At 68.5% G+C, this 19,465-nt stretch carries 20 protein-coding genes; 17 read left to right on the top strand and 3 right to left on the bottom strand.

Annotation, left to right across the window (positions count from 1 at the left end):
- Nucleotides 1–71 precede the first annotated feature (71 nt).
- Together ACE3TL_RS05405 and ACE3TL_RS05400 are read left to right on the top strand one after the other, a co-directional pair.
- Nucleotides 72–1,172 carry a Rieske 2Fe-2S domain-containing protein gene (locus ACE3TL_RS05405; protein ID WP_374577701.1) on the top strand — a complete coding sequence of 367 codons (1,101 nt, stop codon included), beginning with the start codon at nt 72–74 and terminating at the stop codon, nt 1,170–1,172.
- Between the two features lie 82 nt (nt 1,173–1,254).
- The gene (locus ACE3TL_RS05400; protein WP_374577700.1) at nt 1,255–2,037 is read left to right on the top strand and encodes an alpha/beta fold hydrolase; all 783 of its coding nucleotides are present in this window, start codon (nt 1,255–1,257) and stop codon (nt 2,035–2,037) included.
- A gap of 70 nt (nt 2,038–2,107) precedes the next feature.
- On the opposite strand, the gene ACE3TL_RS05395 is transcribed toward ACE3TL_RS05400, so the two are convergent.
- Entirely contained in the window at nt 2,108–2,740 is a 633-nt protein-coding gene (locus ACE3TL_RS05395; RefSeq protein WP_374577699.1) for a glutathione S-transferase family protein, read from the bottom strand.
- A 76-nt stretch (nt 2,741–2,816) separates the two neighbouring features.
- Here ACE3TL_RS05395 and ACE3TL_RS05390 point away from each other — a divergent pair, with 76 nt between their 5' ends.
- The 5 genes from ACE3TL_RS05390 (at nt 2,817) to ACE3TL_RS05370 (ending at nt 7,248) form a co-directional block, all read left to right on the top strand.
- A complete protein-coding gene (locus ACE3TL_RS05390; protein WP_374577737.1) occupies nt 2,817–4,457 on the top strand; it encodes an acyl-CoA dehydrogenase family protein in 1,641 nt (546 codons plus the stop codon).
- A 538-nt stretch (nt 4,458–4,995) separates the two neighbouring features.
- Entirely contained in the window at nt 4,996–5,649 is a 654-nt protein-coding gene (locus ACE3TL_RS05385) for a TetR/AcrR family transcriptional regulator (protein WP_374577698.1), read from the top strand.
- Between the two features lie 174 nt (nt 5,650–5,823).
- Nucleotides 5,824–6,441, top strand: coding sequence for a TetR/AcrR family transcriptional regulator (locus ACE3TL_RS05380; RefSeq protein WP_374577697.1), 618 nt, complete (start codon nt 5,824–5,826; stop codon nt 6,439–6,441).
- 32 nt (nt 6,442–6,473) lie between these two features.
- Nucleotides 6,474–6,677 (top strand): twin transmembrane helix small protein, encoded by a 204-nt coding sequence (locus ACE3TL_RS05375; protein ID WP_374577696.1) that lies wholly within the window; start codon nt 6,474–6,476, stop codon nt 6,675–6,677.
- A gap of 1 nt (nt 6,678) precedes the next feature.
- Nucleotides 6,679–7,248 carry a cob(I)yrinic acid a,c-diamide adenosyltransferase gene (locus tag ACE3TL_RS05370; protein ID WP_374577695.1) on the top strand — a complete coding sequence of 190 codons (570 nt, stop codon included), beginning with the start codon at nt 6,679–6,681 and terminating at the stop codon, nt 7,246–7,248.
- On the opposite strand, the gene ACE3TL_RS05365 is transcribed toward ACE3TL_RS05370, so the two are convergent.
- On the bottom strand, nt 7,245–7,538 hold the full coding sequence (locus tag ACE3TL_RS05365) for a hypothetical protein (protein ID WP_374577694.1): 294 nt from the start codon (nt 7,536–7,538) through the stop codon (nt 7,245–7,247). The genes ACE3TL_RS05370 and ACE3TL_RS05365 overlap by 4 nt on opposite strands.
- Before the next feature lie 158 nt (nt 7,539–7,696).
- On the opposite strand from ACE3TL_RS05365, the gene ACE3TL_RS05360 reads away from it, so the two are divergent.
- From ACE3TL_RS05360 to ACE3TL_RS05330, 7 genes are all read left to right on the top strand, one after another.
- Entirely contained in the window at nt 7,697–8,443 is a 747-nt protein-coding gene (locus ACE3TL_RS05360; protein WP_374577693.1) for an electron transfer flavoprotein subunit beta/FixA family protein, read from the top strand.
- Entirely contained in the window at nt 8,443–9,387 is a 945-nt protein-coding gene (locus ACE3TL_RS05355) for an electron transfer flavoprotein subunit alpha/FixB family protein (protein ID WP_374577692.1), read from the top strand. Before ACE3TL_RS05360 ends, ACE3TL_RS05355 begins: the two co-directional genes overlap by 1 nt.
- Before the next feature lie 289 nt (nt 9,388–9,676).
- Entirely contained in the window at nt 9,677–10,555 is an 879-nt protein-coding gene (locus ACE3TL_RS05350; protein ID WP_374533633.1) for a 3-hydroxybutyryl-CoA dehydrogenase, read from the top strand.
- A gap of 103 nt (nt 10,556–10,658) precedes the next feature.
- The gene (locus tag ACE3TL_RS05345) at nt 10,659–11,963 is read left to right on the top strand and encodes an EAL domain-containing protein (protein WP_374577691.1); all 1,305 of its coding nucleotides are present in this window, start codon (nt 10,659–10,661) and stop codon (nt 11,961–11,963) included.
- Between the two features lie 46 nt (nt 11,964–12,009).
- Complete coding sequence (locus ACE3TL_RS05340; protein ID WP_374577690.1) at nt 12,010–12,873, top strand: TIGR01459 family HAD-type hydrolase; 864 nt, start codon at nt 12,010–12,012, stop codon at nt 12,871–12,873.
- A 36-nt stretch (nt 12,874–12,909) separates the two neighbouring features.
- Complete coding sequence (locus ACE3TL_RS05335; protein WP_374577689.1) at nt 12,910–13,338, top strand: MaoC family dehydratase; 429 nt, start codon at nt 12,910–12,912, stop codon at nt 13,336–13,338.
- A gap of 4 nt (nt 13,339–13,342) precedes the next feature.
- Entirely contained in the window at nt 13,343–14,278 is a 936-nt protein-coding gene (locus ACE3TL_RS05330; RefSeq protein WP_374577688.1) for a bifunctional riboflavin kinase/FAD synthetase, read from the top strand.
- On the opposite strand, the gene ACE3TL_RS05325 is transcribed toward ACE3TL_RS05330, so the two are convergent.
- Nucleotides 14,275–14,667: a GreA/GreB family elongation factor gene (locus tag ACE3TL_RS05325; RefSeq protein WP_374577687.1), complete on the bottom strand. Its 393-nt coding sequence runs from the start codon at nt 14,665–14,667 to the stop codon at nt 14,275–14,277. The genes ACE3TL_RS05330 and ACE3TL_RS05325 overlap by 4 nt on opposite strands.
- A gap of 486 nt (nt 14,668–15,153) precedes the next feature.
- Between ACE3TL_RS05325 and ileS the strand changes: the two genes are divergently transcribed.
- The 3 genes from ileS to ACE3TL_RS05310 all read left to right on the top strand — a co-directional run bounded on the left by ileS (nt 15,154) and on the right by ACE3TL_RS05310 (nt 19,330).
- Entirely contained in the window at nt 15,154–18,066 is a 2,913-nt protein-coding gene (gene ileS / locus ACE3TL_RS05320) for an isoleucine--tRNA ligase (RefSeq protein WP_374577686.1), read from the top strand.
- Nucleotides 18,067–18,195: 129 nt separating this feature from the next.
- Nucleotides 18,196–18,681: a signal peptidase II gene (gene lspA / locus ACE3TL_RS05315; RefSeq protein ID WP_374577736.1), complete on the top strand. Its 486-nt coding sequence runs from the start codon at nt 18,196–18,198 to the stop codon at nt 18,679–18,681.
- Nucleotides 18,682–18,760: 79 nt separating this feature from the next.
- Nucleotides 18,761–19,330 (top strand): DUF3035 domain-containing protein, encoded by a 570-nt coding sequence (locus ACE3TL_RS05310; RefSeq protein WP_374577685.1) that lies wholly within the window; start codon nt 18,761–18,763, stop codon nt 19,328–19,330.
- The last annotated feature ends 135 nt before the right edge of the window (nt 19,331–19,465 follow it).

Genomic DNA, 19,465 nt, shown 5'->3' with positions numbered 1-19,465 from the left:
CCTTCCGCCAGGGCGCGGTCGCCCGTCCCCGCCCGGTTCCTCCGGCTGGCCGGACGCGCTAGAAGACTTCCATGCCCGACGGCGACGCCAAGACCCGCCCCACCGCCGACACGAAGTTCGGCCACGGTTTCCTGCACGACATCTGGTACTTCGCCGCCCTCGGCTCGGACCTGAAGGCCGGCAAGCTCCAGCGCTACGAAATCCTCGGCGAGCCGATCCTGCTGGGCCGCGATCGGGCGGGGAAGGTCTATGCGGTCAAGGACATCTGCCCTCACCGCGCCGCGCCGCTATCGGCCGGCAAGCTGACGGCGGAGGCGGACGGAACGCCCAGCATCGAATGCCCCTATCACGGCTGGCGTTTCCGCACCGACGGCGCCTGCACGGCGATCCCCTCGCTGGTCGAGGACCAGGCGATGGACGTCTCGCGCATCCGCGTGCGCCGCTATCCGGCGACGGAGAGCCAGGGCCTGGTCTTCGTCTGGATTTCGGCCGACCCCCGCTTCGACGACGAGCCGGACATCGCCCCGCCGACCTTTCCCGGCGTTGTCGGCGGCGGGCCCAAGCTGGTCGACCGCATGGATTTCGATTCGCATATCGACCACGCCGTCGTCGGCCTGATGGATCCGGCCCACGGCCCCTATGTTCACCAGCAATGGTGGTGGCGTTCGGCCAAAAGCCAGCACGAGAAATCCAAGAAGTTCGAGCCGCGCGAGATGGGCTTCTCCATGGTCCGGCACGAGCCCAGCAAGAACAGCCGCGCCTACGCGGTGCTGGGCGGCGAGCCCCTGACCGAGATCACCTTCCGCATTCCCGGCCTGCGCTGGGAGCACGTCACGGTCGGCAAGCGCCAGGTGCTGTCGCTGACCTGCCTGACCCCGATCCACGAGACCAAGACCCGCATCACCCAGATCGTCTGGTCCGATCATCCGGCCTTCCTGGTGCTCAAGCCGTTCATCGCCGCCGGCGCCCGCGCCTTCCTGCGCCAGGACGGCGACATGGTGAACCTGCAGAACGAAGGCCTGCGCTACGATCCCAGCCTGCTGTGGATCGACGACGCCGACCGCCAGGCCAAGTGGTACCAGCAGCTCAAGCGCGAATGGACCGCCAGCCGCAAGGCGGGCCGGGCGTTCCAGAACCCGGTCGAGGCGGCCACCCTGCGCTGGCGCAGCTAAACGTCCGCTTGCCATCGCGCCCGCCGGAGGTTCTGCTGACCGTCCATTTCGACGCGCCATTCAGAACCAAGCCATTTGCATCATGGAATTCACCACCAGCGACGGCCTGACCCTCGCCTATGACGACATCGCGCCGGCGGACTACGAGCGAGCCATCCTGCTCGTCCACGGCTTCGTCTCGAACCGTAACGAAGGCTGGAAGCGCACCGGCTGGTACACGGCCCTGGAGCGCCGCCGCTTCCGGGTGATCGCCCTCGACCAGCGCGGCCACGGCCAGAGCGCCACCCCGCACGATCCGGCCGCCTATGGCCGCGACAAGCAAGCCCGGGACGTGGTCGAGCTGATGGACCACCTGGGCGTCAAACGCGTCGACCTGTTCGGCTATTCCATGGGCGCGCGGGTCGCGGCCCAGGCGGCGCTGACCTGGCCCGAGCGGTTCTCGAACCTGATCCTCGGCGGGGTGGGCGACAAGCTGCTGAACGAGGCCGGCCGCCCGCGATCGGACGCCGTCGCCGAGGCGATGGAGGCCGAAGACCCGGCCATGATCTCCGAGCCCTTCCTGCGCAGCTTCCGCCAGTTCGCCGACGAACAGGGCGAGGACCGCGCCGCCCTCGCCGCCTTCAGCCGCGCCTCCAGCCCGCCGCTGGACGTCGCCGCCTTCGGAACCTTGCCCATGCCGGTGCTGGTCGTCGCCGGCGCCCGCGAAAGCAACGGCGATCCCGAGGCGCTGGCCCAGGCCTTCCCGTTGGGCAAGGGCGTCGTCGTCGCGGGCTGCGACCACTTCTCGGCCATCCCCCACGCCCTGACCAAGGCCGCCGTCTTCGACTTCATCGACGGCGTGCTCGACGATCCCTGGGCGCGGTGAGCGCCCAACGTCCAGCGCCTTCTCAAGTGTCATCCTGGTCTTGCTGCGCAAACCGGGATGACACCGATTGCTACCGCCTCGGGCCCAGGTTGTACGGTCCGCCCTTGTCCAGCGCCTGCCGATAGGCCGGGCGGGCTTGGAAGCGCTCCACCCAGGCGGCGACGTTCGGATAGGTCTCGAACCGCCCGAAGGCGCCGGCCACCTCGCCGACGAAGCTCATCTGGATATCGGCTGCGGTCAGCTCCGGCCCCATCAGGTAATCGCGGCCCTCGAGGGCGCGGTCGATATAGCCGAGGTGGTTGGCGATCTCGCTCTCGATCCGCGGCTGCAGCGGCGCGCCGGCCTCGCCCAGCCGGGCGACATACATCTGCAGCATGAGCGGCAGCATGGCCGAACCCTCGGCGTAATGCAGCCACTGCTGGTGCTGCTCGTAGTCGGACGTGCCGACCGGCGGCGCCAGCCGCCCGGCTCCGTGGCGGCGCAGGATGTAGTCGATGATCGCTCCGGACTCGTGAACGCTGGTCCGGTCCTCGGTCACCACCGGCGATTTGCCGAGCGGATGCACGGCGGTCAGCTCCGGCGGCGCCAGGCGCGTGGCCGCATCGCGCGCATAGGCCTTGATCTCGTAGGGAAGTTCCAACTCCTCCAGCAGCCACAGGATGCGCTGCGAGCGCGAGTCGTTGAGGTGATGGACGACGATCATGGCGTGCTTCCTCCGCTTGCAGGTGGCGTAGCGTCAGCGGTGACGGGCGGCAAGCTTGCCCTATAGTCGCGCCGCCATGATGCTCCCGAACCTCCCCGGCCTGCTGGCCGACGCCGCCCTTTGCGCCGAAGACCATGTGGCCCGCGCCAAGGCCGCAGTTGCAATGCGGATCGCCCCCGACGGAAAACTCGACCGCCGCGCCCTGGACGCCGAGCAGCATGTCGCCCACGGCCTGGCCTGGGCCGCCGCCTACGCCGAGACCCTGCGCCAGACCGCCGAGTGGGCGCGAGACCTGGAGGCCGAGGGCCGGCTTAGCGAGGCCGAGGCCCTGCCCGCCCAGCTCCTCGCCTACGAATACCTCTCGCAACTGGCCGGCGGCCTGCCGATGAACCAGGGCGAGGCGTTCCGCCCGGCCGATCTCGACCTCGACGCCTCGGGCCTGCACCCGCTCATCGCCCGCCTGGCGCCCGGCGCCGGCCAGGCGGTCCGCCTGCGTATCGTCGAGTTGCTGGAGGCCGCCCAAGGCGCGCCCTCGCTGGAGGCGAGCGGCCTGGACGAGACCCTGGAGCAGATCCGCGGCCAGTTCGACGCCTTCGCCCGCGAGAAGATCGCCCCCTTCGCCCAGGGCTGGCACCTGCGCAACGCGCTCATCCCCCTGCCGCTGATCGAGGAGCTGGCCGGCCTCGGCGTCTTCGGCCTGACCGCGCCCGAAGACTACGGCGGCTCGGGGCTGGGCAAGGTCGCCATGTGCGTGGTCTCCGAAGCCCTGTCGCGCGGCTGGATCGGGACCGGCTCGCTCGGCACCCGCTCGGAGATCGCCGCCGAGTTGATCCTCGCCCACGGGACGGAGGAGCAGAAGCAGCGCTTCCTCCCGGCCATCGCGAGCGGCGCGATCATCCCCACCGCGGTCTTCACCGAACCGGACTCCGGCTCCGACCTCGGCTCGCTGCGCACCCGCGCCGAGCGCGACGGCCAGGTCTGGAGGGTCACAGGCGCCAAGACCTGGATCACCCACGCCGCCCGCGCCGACCTGATGACCCTGCTGGTCCGCACCGATCCCGCCTCCAAGGACCACCGCGGCCTATCGATGTTCCTGGCCGAGAAGCCGCGCGGGACGGACGCCGATCCCTTCCCCGCCCCCGGCATGAGCGGCGGCGAGATCGAGGTGATCGGCTATCGCGGCATGAAGGAATACGAGATCGGCTTCGACGGCTTTTGCGTCCCGCACGCGAACCTGCTGGGCGGGCAGGAGGGACAGGGCTTCGTCCAGCTCATGGTCACCTTCGAGAGCGCCCGCATCCAGACCGCCGCTCGCGCCATCGGCGTCGGCCAGAGCGCCCTCGACCTCGCCGTCGACTACGCCCTGACCCGCAAGCAGTTCGGTCAACCCATCGCCCGCTTCCCGCGCGTGGCCAACAAGATCGCCATGATGGCCGCCGAGTTGCTGGGCGCGCGCCGCCTGGCCTGGTTCGCCGCTCGCGCCAAGGACGAGGGCCGCCGCTGCGACCTGGAGGCCGGCATGGCCAAGCTGGTCGCCGCCCGCGTCGCCTGGGCCGCCGCCGACAACGCCGTGCAGATCCACGGCGGCAATGGTTTCGCCAGCGAGCAGGCCGTCAGCCGCATCCTGGCCGACGCCCGCATCCTCAACATCTTCGAGGGCGCCGGGGAAATCCAGGCTCAGGTGATCGCCAGGCGCCTGCTGGACGCCAGCAACTGAACCTCGCAAACCTCGCCCTTCCGTTGAGGGAAAGGCGCGCGCCGACGTCTTGTCAGAGACGCCGGACATCGAGAGCGCTCAGCTCGACACACGGCGTTGCGCGATCATGCTCAACGAGTCGCGGTCACAGTTTGATCGGAGAATCGACAGATTACACGCCAATATCTCTGCAAAACGGTGATCTGCGACGCTGCGCCACACCGTAAAACCTCCGCGCCCACGCTAAATCCAAACCACGCTCGCATCGCGGAACGAGTTCGCTGAACACGCTCAATAAAACCCATCGCTTGGACGCGCCGACGCGAGGGGTTAAGAGGAAATCTGTGGTCATGACGACCTGCGACACCGCCGCCCGTCTCCCCCCGGGCGGCGTCCAAGCCGTAGTAACCCTGAGCCGGCTCTCCGCCGTGCTGCGCGCCGCCGCCCAGGCCGGGCTGCGCGCTGTGCGGCGCGGGTGCGAGCTGCTCGAGAAGGTAGTGGAAGAGTATTGCGTAGAATTCGAACCGCGGGTGGCGCTGGCTACGGTGAGGATCGCCCGATGAAACACGTTTCCGGTAATATCGAAGTCGCCGGCGAAGCCGAGGTCCGCGTCCCGACCCGTCGCGCGCTGGCCAAGCAGCAGACCCGCGCCAAGGTGCTGGCCGCCGCGCGCCATCTGTTCTCCGAGGCGGGCTACGAAGGCGCGACCATCCGCGACATCGCCGCCGAAGCCGGCATGTCGACGGGCGCCGTGTTCGCCAATTTCACCGACAAGTCGGACCTGTTCCGCGAGATCATGGCCGCCGACATGGACACCCTGGTCGAGACGATGCGCGACGGCGCCAACCGCGGCCGTGGCGTCGACGACGTCCTGCTCAAGGTCTTCGTGGCCGGCTACGCCTTCTACAAGAGCCGCCTGCCCCTGGCCCGCGCCGCCTTCGGCGTCTCCTGGCTGCCCGAGCAAGGCCAGGAACTGCGCGAGCTGGCGCCGGTCCAGTTGATCCAGGAACTGTTCAACGACGCCCTGGTCCAGGGCGTCGAACGCGGCGAGCTTTCCCAGGAAGCCGAGGTGAAGCTGCGCAGCCAGATGTTGTTCGACTGCTATCTGGCCAACTTCCAGGAAGCCATCTTCGGCGGCTGGAGCCTCGATGCGCTCCAGGCCAAGTCGAAGGACCAGATTCGCGTGATCCTCGCCGGCGCTCGGCGCGGCTGACAAGCCGCCGGACGGGGCTCGCATCATGTCCCGTCCGGCGCCCCTCCACTCTGAAATCACGGCTCCCGCAGGCCCTGCGGCGAACTGTCGCATACACGCCGCATTCGCGTCCGCTCCCGACGGATTCAACCTAGCCGCAGCGGCGAGCGCCGCGCGGCGGCCGGGGGGAGCCATTTGAGCCTGCGGAAGTCCCAGAAGGAGGCGACCCGTCAACGCGTCCTGGACGCCGCGCGCGAGTTGTTCGAGGCCAAGGGCTTCGAGGCGGCCACCGTGCGGGACATCGCCAGGATGGCCGGCGTCTCGGTCGGCAGCGTCTTCACCACCTTCGCCTCGAAGGGCGACATCCTCAGCCAGGTGATGGCCGACCGGCTGGACGCGCTCTACGCCGAACTCGACCGGCTGGCGCCGCATCTGCGCGGATCGACCCCGGACCGTCTGCGCTCGATCTTCGCCATCCACTACGCCTTCGAGACCCGGCGCACACGGCTGTTCCTGGCCCACATCGCCGCCGCCTACAACTGGACCCTGGGCCCGACCAGCCGCCCCTACGGCCGCAACCCGCGTCTGCGGGCGGTGGTGCGCGACTGCCTGATCGACGGGATCGCCCGCGGCGACGTCGATCCCGCCGCCGACCTCGACGTCGTCGTCGACGCCTTGATGGCCTCCTACGCCTGGACCTACCGCCTCGCCGCCTGGGAGGACGCCGACGCCGAGGCCATGAGCGCGGTGATGGATCGCCACATCGGTCTGATCGCCGGCGGCTTTCGGCCTCCCACCCCCGCCGACCGATAGGCCACGGCCGCCGATACGGCTAGGATCGTCCCATGAACATCTTCACCTACCTGATCCCCATCAGCCTGGCGGCGGTCACGATCACGCTCTTCATCGGCCTCTACGCCCTGTTCCGCGGCGGCGACTTCGGGCGTTCCTATTCGAACAAGCTCATGCGCCTGCGCGTGGTGCTGCAGGCGATCGCCGTCGCCATCCTGGTTCTCGCGGTCTGGTGGCGCACCAAGTTCGGCGGCTGACATGGTCGTCCTGAACAAGATCTACACCCGCACCGGCGACCAGGGCGCCACGCGCCTGGCGAGCGGCGAACAGGTTTCCAAGGCCGACCTGCGGGTCGAGGCCTATGGCGCGGTCGACGAGGCCAACGCCTGCCTCGGCCTGGCCCGCCTGCACACCCAGGGCGATGCGGAGCTCGACGCCGCCCTCGGCCGCATCCAGAACGAGCTGTTCGACCTGGGCGCCGATCTGGCCACCCCGCCGCGCGAGGGCGAGACCAACGTGCTGCGGATGGTCCAGAGCCAGGTCGACCGGCTGGAGCGGGAACTGGACGCCCTCAACGAGCATCTGCCGCCACTCGCCTCGTTCATCCTGCCGGGCGGAACGCCAGCGGCCGCGAACCTCCACCTGGCGCGCACCGTGGTCCGCCGCGCCGAACGGGCCGCGGTCCGCCTGGCGCAAAGCGGCGCGGAGGTCAGCCCGAGCGCCATCCGATATCTGAACCGATTGTCGGACTACCTGTTCGTCGCCGCCCGCTACGCCAACGACCGCGGCGCCAGCGAAGTGTTCTGGGTGTCCGGCGCGACCCGTTAGGGCTTGGCCGGAGGCGTCGCCGGGGCCTTGTCCGGCGCCTTGCCCTCCCGCTCGGCCGCATCGGCCTTGGCCGCCTCGCGGCTGGCCTTGTCGGTGATCGGGCGTCCCGTGATGTCCGAGATCAGGACCGGCCGCGCGCAGGTGCGGCTGCGCCAATCCCACCAGTCGCCGGCCGCCTCGCACTTCTGCCCGGGCCAGACCCAGAAGACGTGATAGGCCAGCGCGCCCGCGCTCAGGATGGCGAACAGGCCCAGGAAGATCAGCTTCAGCCGGTCGATCGTACGGTTCATGGGGTGCTTCTAATCGCCGCGAACGCCGCCCGCCAGCAGCTTGCACAGCCAAAAATGCGGCGAACTGTGAACCAGCCCTGACTTGCAAAGCGCTGTGGAAGCGTTATGCCGCATCGGACCGAATTTTTCGCAATGCAAATTTGAGGCGCTAGCAACCCATGAAGGTGTTGGTCCCGGTCAAACGGGTGATCGATTCAAACGTAAAGGCCAGGGTCAAGTCCGACCAGTCGGGCGTCGACCTCGCCAATGTGAAGATGTCCATCAATCCCTTCTGCGAGATCGCGGTCGAAGAGGCCGTCCGCCTGAAGGAAAAGGGTGTCGCCAGCGAGGTCGTCGTGGTCTCGATCGGCCCGGCCCAGGCTCAGGAAACCCTGCGCCAGGCCCTGGCCATGGGCGCCGACCGCGCCGTCCTGATCCAGACCGATCAGGATCTGGAGCCGCTGGAAGTGGCCAAGGTGCTCAAGGCGGCGATCGCCGAAGAGAACCCGAACGTGGTCATCATGGGCAAGCAGGCCATCGACGGCGACAACAACGCCACCGGCCAGATGCTCGCGGCCCTGCTGGACTGGCCGCAGGCGACCTTCGCCTCGGCGGTCGAGCTCTCGGGCGACGTCGCCAAGGTGACCCGCGAAGTCGACGGCGGTCTGCAGACCATCGAGGTCGGCCTGCCGGCGATCATCACCGCCGACCTGCGCCTGAACGAGCCGCGCTACGCATCGCTGCCGAACATCATGAAGGCCAAGAAGAAGCCGCTGGACGTCAAGGAAGCCGCCTCGCTGGGCGTCGACCTAAAGCCGCACCTGAAGGTCCTGAAGGTCGCCGAGCCGGCCAAGCGTTCGGCCGGCATCAAGGTTGAAACCGCTGGCGACCTGGTCGCCAACCTCAAGACCGCGGGGGTCCTCTAATGGCTGTTCTCGTCATCGCCGATCACGACAACGCGTCGCTGAAGGACTCGACCAACAAGACCGTCACCGCCGCCCTCGCCCTCTCGGGCGACGTCGACGTGCTGGTCGCCGGCAAGGACGCCAAGCCAGCCGCCGAGGCCGCCGCCAAGATCGCCGGCGTCCGCAAGGTGCTGCTGGCCGAGAGCGACGAGCTGGGCCAGGGCCTGGCCGAAGCGGTCGAGGCCACCGTCGTCCCCCTGATGGCGAACTATGACGCGGTCCTGACCCCGGCCACCTCGCAAGGCAAGAACGTCAGCCCGCGCATCGCCGCCAAGCTGGACGTCGCGCAGATCTCGGAAATCGTCGAAGTGGTCAGCCCCGACACCTTCGTGCGCCCGATCTACGCCGGCAACGCGCTGGAGACCGTCCAGTCGTCCGACGCCAAGAAGGTCATCACCGTCCGCGCCACCGCTTTCAAGGCGGCCGGCGAAGGCGGCTCGGCCGCGATCGAGAACGTCGCCGCCGGCGCCGTCTCGGCCAAGGTCAAGTTCGTCGACCAGCAACTGGTGAAGTCGGCCCGTCCGGAACTGGCCGGCGCCAAGATCGTCGTCTCCGGCGGCCGCGCCATGGGTTCGGCCGAAGAGTTCCAGAAGGTCATCGAGCCGCTCGCCGACAAGCTCGGCGCGGCGGTCGGCGCGTCGCGCGCCGCGGTGGACGCCGGCTATGCGCCGAACGACTACCAGGTCGGCCAGACCGGCAAGGTCGTCGCCCCGGAACTGTACATCGCCGTCGGCATCTCCGGCGCGATCCAGCACCTGGCCGGCATGAAGGACTCCAAGGTCATCGTCGCCATCAACAAGGACGCCGACGCGCCGATCTTCCAGGTCGCCGATTTCGGCCTGGTCGCGGACTATAAGAACGCCGTGCCCGAACTGATGGACGCCCTGGCCGCCGCCGGCAAGTAACCGGCGGCCCAGACCCGAAACGATCAAGGGGCGGCTCTCGCGGGCCGCCTCTTTTTCATATCCTCCACCCGGCGCAATGGAGAGGAGAGCTTTCCGGCGGCACACCTGCAGAGCGACCTGTTATTGGCCTGCTCCGCGACCATTCGACCCTGATCTCCCCGCAACGCAAAGAATCCACGACGGAACTACGCTGCGTCGCAGCAAAAGCTTGGCGACGGCGCCGTTCCGCATGTTAGAAACCCGTCACAAGCGGGCGGCCGCGCCCGGGTCAATCGAGGCTGTTTTCGGCATGGTTCAGATCAAGACCGTCGGCGTGATCGGCGCGGGCCAGATGGGCTCGGGCATCGCCCATGTATGCGCCCTTGGCGGCTACGACGTGCTGCTGCACGACGTCAGCGAGGACCGGATCGCCACCGGCCGCGGGCTGATCGAAAAGAACCTCAGCCGCCAGGTCGTGCGCGGCATCATCGAGCAGGCCGCGATGGACGCGGCCATGGCCCGTATCAAGCCCGCGCCCGAACTCCAGACGGTCGGCGCCGCCGACCTCGCCATCGAGGCGGCGACCGAGAACGAAGAGGTCAAGAAGACCATCTTCAAGGCCCTGACGCCGCACCTGTCGCCGGACACCATCCTGGCTTCCAACACCTCGTCGATCTCGATCACCCGCCTGGGCGCCGCCTCGGACCGTCCCGAACGCTTCATCGGCCTGCACTTCATGAACCCGGTGCCGCTGATGAACCTCGTGGAGATCATCCGCGGCATCGCCACCGACGCGGCCACCTACGAGACCGCCGTCAACTTCGCCCGCTCGCTGGGCAAGACCACCGCCAACGCCGAGGATTTCCCCGCCTTCATCGTCAACCGCATCCTGGTGCCGATGATCAACGAGGCGATCTATACGCTGTACGAAGGGGTGGGGACCGTCGAAGCCATCGACACCGCCCTGAAGCTGGGCGCCAACCATCCGATGGGCCCGCTGGAACTGGGCGACTTCATCGGCCTCGACACCGTCCTGTCGATCATGAACGTGCTCTACGAGGGCCTGGCCGACTCCAAGTATCGCCCCTGCCCGCTGCTGGTGAAGTACGTCGAGGCCGGCTGGCTCGGCCGCAAGGCCGGCCGCGGCTTCTACGACTATCGCGGCGAGAAGCCCGTCCCGACCCGCTGAGGCAGGCTCGAACGCTTCCAAGTGGTGAAGCGTTCGTTAATCCATTCGACTTGCCCGCCCGACGCATCCGATAATCCCGGAGCGATTCGGATTCTGCAGGCTTATGCGACAGTTCACTTCGGTGGCGCTCTCCGCCGCCTATCTCTGTCTGGCGCTTATCGTCGCCCTGCTGCTGTGGCGGAACGGAGGCGGCTGGGCGGCCGGCGTCGCCGCCCTGGTCGGCGGCCTGGGCCTGTGCTTCGCCGTCCATGGCCTGGTGCAGCAGTCCCTGAAGGTCCGCGCCCTGCGCAGGGAACTCGACGCAGTCCGCGAGGCCCAGCGCGTGATGCTCTCTCAGATGGAACAGGTCGACGCGCGCATGAGCGACGTCGCCGCAGCCGTCAGCGATGACGTAGGCCGCTCCGAAGCGCTCGAAGACGAGATGCACATGCTCGAGGGCCTCGTCCAGAAGCTGGGCCAGCGCCTGGAGGAGCGGGTGTCCGTCGCCGCCGCGGCTCCCGCCCGCCACGAGGCCGCCCATCGCGGCCGCCAGTCCGCCGCCCTGCTCGACACCGTGCGCGAAGCCCTGGCCGAGAACCGCGTCGATCTCTACCTGCAGCCGGTCGTCGCCCTGCCCCAGCGCCGCACCGTCTTCTACGAAAGCTATTCGCGTCTGCGCGACGCCACCGGCCGGGTGATGATGCCCGCCGAGTACCTGACGGTGGCCGAGCCGGAGGGCCTCGTCACCTCCATCGACAACCTGCTGCTGTTCCGCTGCGTGCAGATCGTCCGCCGCCTGGCCAAGCAGGACCGCAAGGTCGGCATCTTCTGCAACATCTCCACCGCCAGCCTGGCGGACGAGACCTTTTTCCCGCAGTTCCTCGAACTGCTGGCCGCCAACCGCGACCTGGCGGGCGCCTTGATCTTCGAACTCGGCCAGGCGGCCTTCGACGCCCGCGGCTCGGTCGAGGCCCGCAACATGGGCAAGCTGGCCGACCTCGGCTTCCGCTTCTCGCTCGACAAGGTCGTCGACCTCGACCTCGACTTCCAGGACCTCGCCCGTTCGGATGTGAAGTTCTTAAAGGTCAGCGCCCCGGTGCTGCTGGACGAACTGATGGAGACCGACGAGGGCCTCGTCCTGCGGTCCATGCCCGATCTCGCGGCCGAGGACTTCGCCGCCCTCACCCGCCGCTACGGCGTCGAGGTGATCGCCGAGAAGGTCGAGAGCGAACGCCAGATCGTCGACATCCTCGAACTCGACATTGCCTATGGCCAGGGCCACCTGTTCGGCGAACCGCGCGCCATCCGCGACGCGGTGCTGGCCGAGGCCGACGCGCCCTCCGCCGATACGCCGCCGCAACCACCCCGCCATGCGCGCGGCGGCGTCGGCGTGCTGGCCAGCCGCCGCGCGGCCGCCACCCGGATCTGACGCGCCGCATTGACCGCGGGCCGCCGGACCTTTACCGCCCGAGCCCATGACCGCGCCTGCCCCGATCAACGGCCTCTCGGCCGTCGCCGACCAATACGACGTGCTGCTCTCCGACGTCTGGGGCGTGATCCACAACGGCCGCGAAAGCTTCCGTGCGGCCTGCGAGGCCCTGGCGCGCTGGCGGGCCGAGCGCGGGCCGGTGATCCTGATCTCCAACGCCCCGCGCCCCTCCAGCGCCGTCCATTCCCAACTCGATCAGCTCGGCGTGCCGCGCGAAGCCTGGTCGGCCTTCGTCTCGTCGGGCGACGCCACCCGCATCCTGCTCAGCGCCCGCGCGCCAGGCCCGGCCTGGGCGATCGGCCCCGACAAAGACGCCGCCCTCTACGAAGGCCTGGACCTGGCCTTTTCCGGCCCGGACGGCGCGGCCTTCATCTCCTGCACCGGCCCCTATGACGACGATGTCGAAGGGCCCGACGACTACGAAGCCCGCTTCAAGGTCGCGCTGGAACGCCGCCTGCCGATGATCTGCGCCAATCCCGACATCGTGGTCCAGAAGGGTGACCGCCTGATCTATTGCGGCGGCGCGCTCGCCCAACGCTACGAGGAGATGGGTGGGGAGGTGATCATGGCGGGCAAGCCGCACGCCCCGATCTACGACCTCTGCCTGGCCGAGGCCCAGCTCATCCTCGGGCGGCCTCTGGACCGCGCGCGGGTGCTCTGCATCGGCGACGGCGTGGCCACCGACGCCCGCGGCGCCAACCGCCAGGACCTCGACCTGCTGTTCGTCGCCAGCGGCATCCACGGCGCCGAGACCATCGGCCAGAACGGCCTCGACCCGGCCGCGGTCGAGGCGCTGCTGGCGCGGGAAGGCGCGCACGCCGCCTACGCCATGGCCGATCTGGCGTGGTGAGCAAAAGCGTCTAATTAGAAACGGGGGGAGCGTCGCGTGCAGGGCTACTACTTCGAGGATTTGAGCGTCGGCCAGTTCGCCGAGACCACCAAGATCGTCGGCGCAGCCGACATCGAGGCCTTCGCCGCCGTCTCCGGCGACACCAACCCGGTGCATCTCGACGAGGCCTATGCCCTGACCACGCCGTTCCAGGGCCGCATCGCCCATGGCATGCTGTCGGGCGCCTATATCTCGGCGATGCTGGGAACCCGGCTGCCGGGACCCGGCGCCATCTATCTCAGCCAGTCGCTGCGCTTCCGCCGGCCGGTGAAGATCGGCGATCCGGTCGTCACCCGCGTCACCGTCCAGGCGCTGGACGAACGCCGCGCCCACGTCACCCTGGCGACCGTCTGCCAGGTCGACGGCAAGACCGTGGTCGACGGCGAGGCCGTCGTCATGGCGCCGCGCCGGCCGAAGGACGCCTGAGCCGATGCGGATCGTTCACGGCTGGAAGGGCCTCGAAGAGGCCGACAAACACGCCTCCGTCGCCTACGGCAATTTCGACGGAGTCCATCGCGGTCACCAAAAGGTCATCGCCGAGGCGGCCAAAGCCGCCCAGGCTCTGAAAGCGCCACTGGGGGTCATTAGCTTCGATCCACATCCTCGGCAGATTTTCCAGCCGGACGCGCCGAGCTTCCGGATCATGAAGACCGACCAGCAGGCGCGTACATTGGCGGCGCTCGGCGTGGATATCTTCTATGTGCTGCCGTTCGATAGTGAGATGGCCAACCTTACGGACCACGAGTTTGCGAGCCAGGTCCTCGCACAGGGGCTCGGCGTAAAGCACGTGGCGGTCGGCTTCGACGTCTCATTCGGCAAGGGGCGCACAGGCAGCCCCGAACTGCTGAGAGCCTACGGCAAGGACTTACACTTCACCGTCTCGGTCGCCGACGCGCTGGGAGAGGGCGAGGAGAAGTTCTCCTCGACCGGCGTTCGCCAGGCCCTGCGCGAAGGCCGCCCACAGGATGCGACCGCCATCCTCGGCCGTCCCTTCGCCATCGAAGGCGTCGTGGAGCGCGGGCGCCAGCTCGGCCGCACCCTGGGCTTCCCCACCGCCAATGTCGCCCTGACCGACTATGTGACGCCGCGTTTCGGCGTCTACGCCACCCGCACCCGCCTGCCAGACGGGCGCGAGATCGCCGGCGTGGCCAATATCGGCGTCAATCCGACGGTCCCCGGCGAGATCGCCCCGCGGCTGGAAGTCTGGCTGTTCGACTTCGACGAAGACCTCTACGATCAGGTCATCGAGACCGACCTGATCGCCTTCCTGCGCCCCGAGGAGAAATTCTCCGGCCTGGAGCCGATGGTCGAACAGATTCGCCGCGACGCCGCCCAGGCCCGCGCCCTGCTGCTGCCCGAGCTCTAATCCTCGATCGACAGCACCTCGATCCGCCGCTCGCGCTCGTCCGCGCCCACCCAGGCGAAGGCGTCGCCGACCGACAGCCCGATCAGCGCCGCGCCGACCGGCGCCAGCACCGAAATCCGGTTCTCGTCCACGTCCGCCTCGCCCGGCAGGCCGACGCGCACCGTGCGGTCCTTGTTCAGCAACAGGTCGCGATAGGTGACCTTCGACCCCAGCCGGACAAACGGCTTCCTGCGATCTGGACCCGACACCACCGACGATCGCTCCAGCTCGTCCAGCAGCAGGTCCAGCCCCGGCATGGGGTTCCGGCTGGCCCGCCCGATGGCGGCCAGGGTTTCGAAATCGGCCTCGGTCACCCGCACCCTCGGGCGGGTCTTCGACTTGGCGGTCATGAAAGTATCCTCGAAGTTTTCCGGCGCGCACGGCAAAGCGCCGCCGGTTCAGGCGGGCGCCGGACGATGTCCTGGTAAGATCACGATCCCCAGGCGACCCGACGTGGCGAGTGGAAAGGGGCGGTCGTGGTGTTTGGATGAAGCATCCCCGAACTCGCGGCGTGCAGCCGCTATGAGCCCGGGGCTAGTCTCCTGTGACTAGGCGTCCCGCATGGTGCGCTCGGCGCGGCATGTTGGCGTAAATACACATCCTGCATCGATCCTGACCGGGCCCGGCGGCGATGTCAAATCCGCGCGCTACGCAGGCGCGCCGAGGGCAAAGGGGCTCGCGCCCGCCCGCGCCCTCTGCTACAGCCCGGGGCATGACTGCGGTTCGGAAGCCCGTTCGAATTACCCGCCCGGCGTGACGCCGCCGGACGACCGCTCCAGCGCGCGCCGGGTTTCCCCGTCCTAGTCCCCAAGTTCCGAGCCAAGCTGGAAAGTCCCATGGCCGACGACGCCGAAAAGCCTTCGCGCGACTATCGCGAAACCGTCTTCCTCCCGGAAACCCCGTTCCCCATGCGCGCAGGCCTGCCGCAGAAGGAGCCGGAAATCCTGGCCAAATGGGACGCCATCGACCTCTACAACACCGTCCGCGCCGAGCGGCAGCGCGCCGGCGCGCCGCTGTTCGTGCTGCATGACGGCCCGCCCTACGCCAACGGCGCCATCCACATCGGCCACTCGCTGCAGAAGACCCTGAAGGACTTCGTGGTCCGCTCGCGCTTCCTGCTCGGCTACGACGTCGACTACGTGCCCGGCTGGGACTGCCACGGCCTGCCGATCGAATGGAAGATCGAGGAGGAGCTGCGCAGCCAGGGCCGCCGCAAGGACGAGGTCAGCAAGGCCGAGTTCCGCACCCGCTGCCGCGAATACGCCGCACACTGGATCGACGTGCAGCGCGAGGGCTTCAAGCGCCTGGGCGTGATCGGCGACTGGGCGGGCCGCTACGCCACCATGGACTATTCGAGCGAGGCGGCCATCGTCGCCGAGTTCCACAAGTTCGTGGCCTCCGGCCAGCTCTATCGCGGTTCCAAGCCGGTGATGTGGAGCCCGGTCGAGCGCACCGCCCTGGCCGACGCCGAGGTCGAGTATCACGACCACGTCAGCCCCACGATCTGGGTCAAGTTCCCGGTGGTCGAGGGCAGCCAGGCCGCCCGCGGCGCCAGCGTGGTGATCTGGACCACCACCCCCTGGACCATCCCCGCCAACCGCGCGATCAGCTATTCGGACGCCATCGACTACGCCGTCTACCAGGTCGAGGCGATGGAAGAGGGGCTGGAGTTCGAGCCCTGGGCCAAGCCGGGCGATCGCCTGATCCTCGCCGACAAGCTGGCCGACGACGTCTTCAAGGCGGCCAAGATCGCCAAGGCCCGCCGGCTCGAAGCCGTCGATTGCCAGGGCATGGTCTGCGAGCATCCCTTGGCCGCGCTCGATACGCACTACAGCTTCCAGGTGCCGTTGCTGGAGGGCGATCACGTCACCGACGACGCCGGTACGGGCTTCGTCCACACCGCGCCGGGCCACGGCGCCGACGACTACCTGGTCTGGCTCGCCCACGGCCATCGCGAGATCCCCGATACGGTCGATCCCGACGGCGCCTATTATCCGCACGTCGCCCTGTTCGCCGGCCTCAAGGTGCTGGAGAACGAAGGCAAGAAGGCCGGCAAGTTCGGCCCGGCCAACGGCGCGGTCATGGAGAAACTGATCGAGGCCGGACGCCTGCTGGCCCGCGGCCGGATGGAGCATTCCTATCCGCACTCCTGGCGCTCCAAGGCGCCGGTGATCTTCCGCAACACCCCGCAGTGGTTCATCCGCATGGACGAGCCGATCGACACGCCGCAACTGCACGGCCGCACCCTGCGCGAGACGGCGCTAGAGTCCATCGAGGCCACCGCCTTCTATCCGGCCGCCGGCAAGAACCGCATCCGCTCGATGGTCGAGAGCCGCCCCGACTGGCTCATCAGCCGCCAGCGCGCCTGGGGCGCGCCGCTGGCCATGTTCGTCGATAAGGACACCGGCCAGCCGCTGCACGATCCCGAGGTCGACGCCCGCATCGTCGCCGCCATCCGCGAAGAAGGCGCCGACGCCTGGTTCACCCGCCCGGCGACCGACTTCCTCGGCCAGCACGACCCGGACCGCTATGAGAAGGTCGAGGACATCCTCGACGTCTGGTTCGACAGCGGCTCGACCCACGCCTTCACGCTCGAGAACCGCGCCCATACCCGCTGGCCGGCCGACCTCTATCTGGAAGGCTCCGACCAGCACCGCGGCTGGTTCCAGTCCTCGCTGCTGGAAAGCTCTGGCACCCGCGGCCGCGCGCCCTACGACGCCATCCTCACCCATGGCTTCACCATGGACGAGAACGGCGAGAAGATGTCGAAGTCCAAGGGCAACGTCGTCGACCCGCAGGTGGTGATCCGCGAGAGCGGCGCGGAGATCATCCGCCTTTGGGCGGCGATGATCGACTATTCCGACGACAGCCGCATCGGCAAGACCGTCCTGGCCACCACCTCCGACGCCTATCGCAAGCTGCGCAACACCGTCCGCTACATGCTGGGCGCCCTGGCCGACTATTCGCCCGACGAGGCGGTCGAACTCGACCAGATGCCGCCGCTGGAGCGCTTCATCCTGCACCGGCTGTGGGAGCTCGACGCCCAGGTCCGCGCCGCCTACGAAGGCTATGGCTTCCAGGATGTAATCCGCCCGCTGATCGAGTTCTGCCAGAACGAGCTGTCGTCGCTGTTCTTCGACATCCGCCGCGACAGCCTCTATTGCGACCAGCCGACGGCGATCCGCCGCCGCGCCGCGCGCACGGTGATGGACGCGGTGTTCGAGCGCCTGACCGCCTGGCTCGGCCCGCTCATGCCCTTCACCATGGAAGAGGCGTGGACCACCCGCTATCCGGACGCCCATTCCAACGCCCTGCGCATCATTCCCGAAACGCCGGCCGAATGGGCGAGCCCCGCCGAAGCCGAACGCTGGGCCAAGGTCCAGACGGTGACCTCGGTGGTCACCGGCGCGCTGGAGATCGAGCGCCGCGAAAAGCGCATGGGCGCGGCCCTGGAAGCTGCGCCTCGCGTCCACATCTCCGACGCCGGCCTCCTCGCCGCCTTCGAGGGCCTGGACGCCGCCGAGGTGTTCCGCACCAGCCAGGCGACCCTGGTCGCCGGCGAGGGTCCGGACGGCGCCTTCCGCCTGGCCGAAATCCCCGGCGTGGCGGTCGAACCGTTGCGCGCTGAAGGCCGCAAGTGCGCCCGCTCTTGGCGCATCCTGCCGGAGGTCGGAACCGATCCGCGCTATCCCGACCTCTCGCTGCGCGACGCCGAGGCGGTCGCCGCCGGGGGTGCGGCGCGAGCTTGAAGCTGGACGTGGGATCGACCAAAAATCCGCTCACCCCGGCGAAGGCCGGGGCCCAGATTCATCTGGTGCGCCTGGTGGGCTTCACCTGGGTCCCGGCCTTCGCCGGGATGAGCGGAAAAGAGTGAAGTGTTGAAATCCATCTCCAAACTCGGCTGGACAGCCTACGGCCTGGCCGCCCTGGTCATCCTGGTCGACCAGCTTTCCAAGTACTGGATACTCTACGTCTACGACCTCCCCAGCCGCATCTCGACACCGATCGCCGGACCGTTCTCGCTGACCATGGTCTGGAACCGCGGGGTCAGCTTCGGGCTGTTCCGCGCCGACCAGGACCTGATGCGCTGGGCGCTGACGCTATTTTCGGTGGTGGTCGCCGTCATCCTGGCGGTCTGGGCGCGCAAGGCTGTCCGTCCGTTCCTCGGCCTCGGTCTCGGCCTGGTCATCGGCGGGGCGATCGGCAACGCCATCGACCGCCTGCGGTTCGGCGCGGTGGTCGACTTCCTCGACTTCCAGCGACTGGGCTTCTTTCCCTGGGTGTTCAACATCGCCGACAGCGCCATCACCATCGGCGTGGTCTTCTTGTTGCTCGATTCCGCACGTAAGGATTCGGATGCTTAATCGCGTTGGCGGGTATCGCCCGATGCGCTATTCAAACGATCCCTTCACCGCCGGGGGGCGGCTATTGGAGCTTAACCTGATGAGTCTGAACCGTGTGCTTGCCGCCTCGGCCCTGGTGGCGGTCGCCGGCCTGAGCCTGGCAGGCTGCAGTTCGACCCGCAGCGCGCTGGGCATGACCAAGGTCACGCCCGACGAATTCCGCGTGGTTTCCAAGGCTCCGCTGGTGGTGCCGCCCGACTACGCCCTGCGCCCGCCCGCCCCAGGCGAGCCGCGCCCGCAGGAGCTGCAGCCGGAAAGCGCCGCGCGCACCGCCCTGCTCGGCCAGCGCGAGGCCCAGGCCCGTTCGGACGGCGAGAAGCTGCTGGTCGCCAAGGCCGGCGCCGACAAGGCCGATCCGCTGATCCGCTACGTCGTCGACGACGAGACCGGCGACCTCGCCCACAAGGAAAAATCCTTCGCCGACCGCGTGATGTTCTGGAAGGACGGCAAGGAGGCCCCCAGCCAGGCCGTCACCGCAGCGGCCGCCGACAACGTCGCCGCCCCCATCGACCCCGCGGCCGAAGAAGCCAAGGTCAAGGGCCTGACCGGCGGCGGCCAGGTCGTCATCGCCCGCGAAAAGCAGACCCGCATCAAGCTCCCAGGGCTTTGATCATCGATAAATTCCTCCCCCGCTGGGAGGTGGATCGGCGCATCGCGCCGAGACGGAGGGGGCCCGCCGAGTCAGAAATGCCCCCCCAGAACCGTCGCGGAACACACACCCCCCCCGGGGGCCAATACAAACACA

The organism is Phenylobacterium sp. (genome assembly GCF_041920015.1).
Taxonomy (GTDB): Bacteria; Pseudomonadota; Alphaproteobacteria; order Caulobacterales; family Caulobacteraceae; genus Phenylobacterium.
The sequence above is the reverse complement of the archived record's forward strand: the minus strand, read 5'-3'. Positions and strand labels throughout refer to the sequence as shown.

Excerpts from the sequence above, each read along its gene's own strand:
- ACE3TL_RS05365 (WP_374577694.1), bottom strand. The coding sequence starts at position 7,538 with ATGAACCGTACGATCGACCGGCTGAAGCTGATCTTCCTGGGCCTGTTC.
- ACE3TL_RS05360 (WP_374577693.1), top strand. The coding sequence starts at position 7,697 with ATGAAGGTGTTGGTCCCGGTCAAACGGGTGATCGATTCAAACGTAAAG.
- ACE3TL_RS05405 (WP_374577701.1), top strand. The coding sequence starts at position 72 with ATGCCCGACGGCGACGCCAAGACCCGCCCCACCGCCGACACGAAGTTC.
- ACE3TL_RS05400 (WP_374577700.1), top strand. The coding sequence starts at position 1,255 with ATGGAATTCACCACCAGCGACGGCCTGACCCTCGCCTATGACGACATC.
- ACE3TL_RS05345 (WP_374577691.1), top strand. The coding sequence starts at position 10,659 with ATGCGACAGTTCACTTCGGTGGCGCTCTCCGCCGCCTATCTCTGTCTG.
- ACE3TL_RS05350 (WP_374533633.1), top strand. The coding sequence starts at position 9,677 with ATGGTTCAGATCAAGACCGTCGGCGTGATCGGCGCGGGCCAGATGGGC.
- ACE3TL_RS05355 (WP_374577692.1), top strand. The coding sequence starts at position 8,443 with ATGGCTGTTCTCGTCATCGCCGATCACGACAACGCGTCGCTGAAGGAC.
- ileS (WP_374577686.1), top strand. The coding sequence starts at position 15,154 with ATGGCCGACGACGCCGAAAAGCCTTCGCGCGACTATCGCGAAACCGTC.
- ACE3TL_RS05325 (WP_374577687.1), bottom strand. The coding sequence starts at position 14,667 with ATGACCGCCAAGTCGAAGACCCGCCCGAGGGTGCGGGTGACCGAGGCC.
- ACE3TL_RS05390 (WP_374577737.1), top strand. The coding sequence starts at position 2,817 with ATGATGCTCCCGAACCTCCCCGGCCTGCTGGCCGACGCCGCCCTTTGC.
- ACE3TL_RS05370 (WP_374577695.1), top strand. The coding sequence starts at position 6,679 with ATGGTCGTCCTGAACAAGATCTACACCCGCACCGGCGACCAGGGCGCC.
- ACE3TL_RS05375 (WP_374577696.1), top strand. The coding sequence starts at position 6,474 with ATGAACATCTTCACCTACCTGATCCCCATCAGCCTGGCGGCGGTCACG.
- ACE3TL_RS05330 (WP_374577688.1), top strand. The coding sequence starts at position 13,343 with ATGCGGATCGTTCACGGCTGGAAGGGCCTCGAAGAGGCCGACAAACAC.
- ACE3TL_RS05310 (WP_374577685.1), top strand. The coding sequence starts at position 18,761 with ATGAGTCTGAACCGTGTGCTTGCCGCCTCGGCCCTGGTGGCGGTCGCC.
- ACE3TL_RS05340 (WP_374577690.1), top strand. The coding sequence starts at position 12,010 with ATGACCGCGCCTGCCCCGATCAACGGCCTCTCGGCCGTCGCCGACCAA.
- ACE3TL_RS05385 (WP_374577698.1), top strand. The coding sequence starts at position 4,996 with ATGAAACACGTTTCCGGTAATATCGAAGTCGCCGGCGAAGCCGAGGTC.
- ACE3TL_RS05395 (WP_374577699.1), bottom strand. The coding sequence starts at position 2,740 with ATGATCGTCGTCCATCACCTCAACGACTCGCGCTCGCAGCGCATCCTG.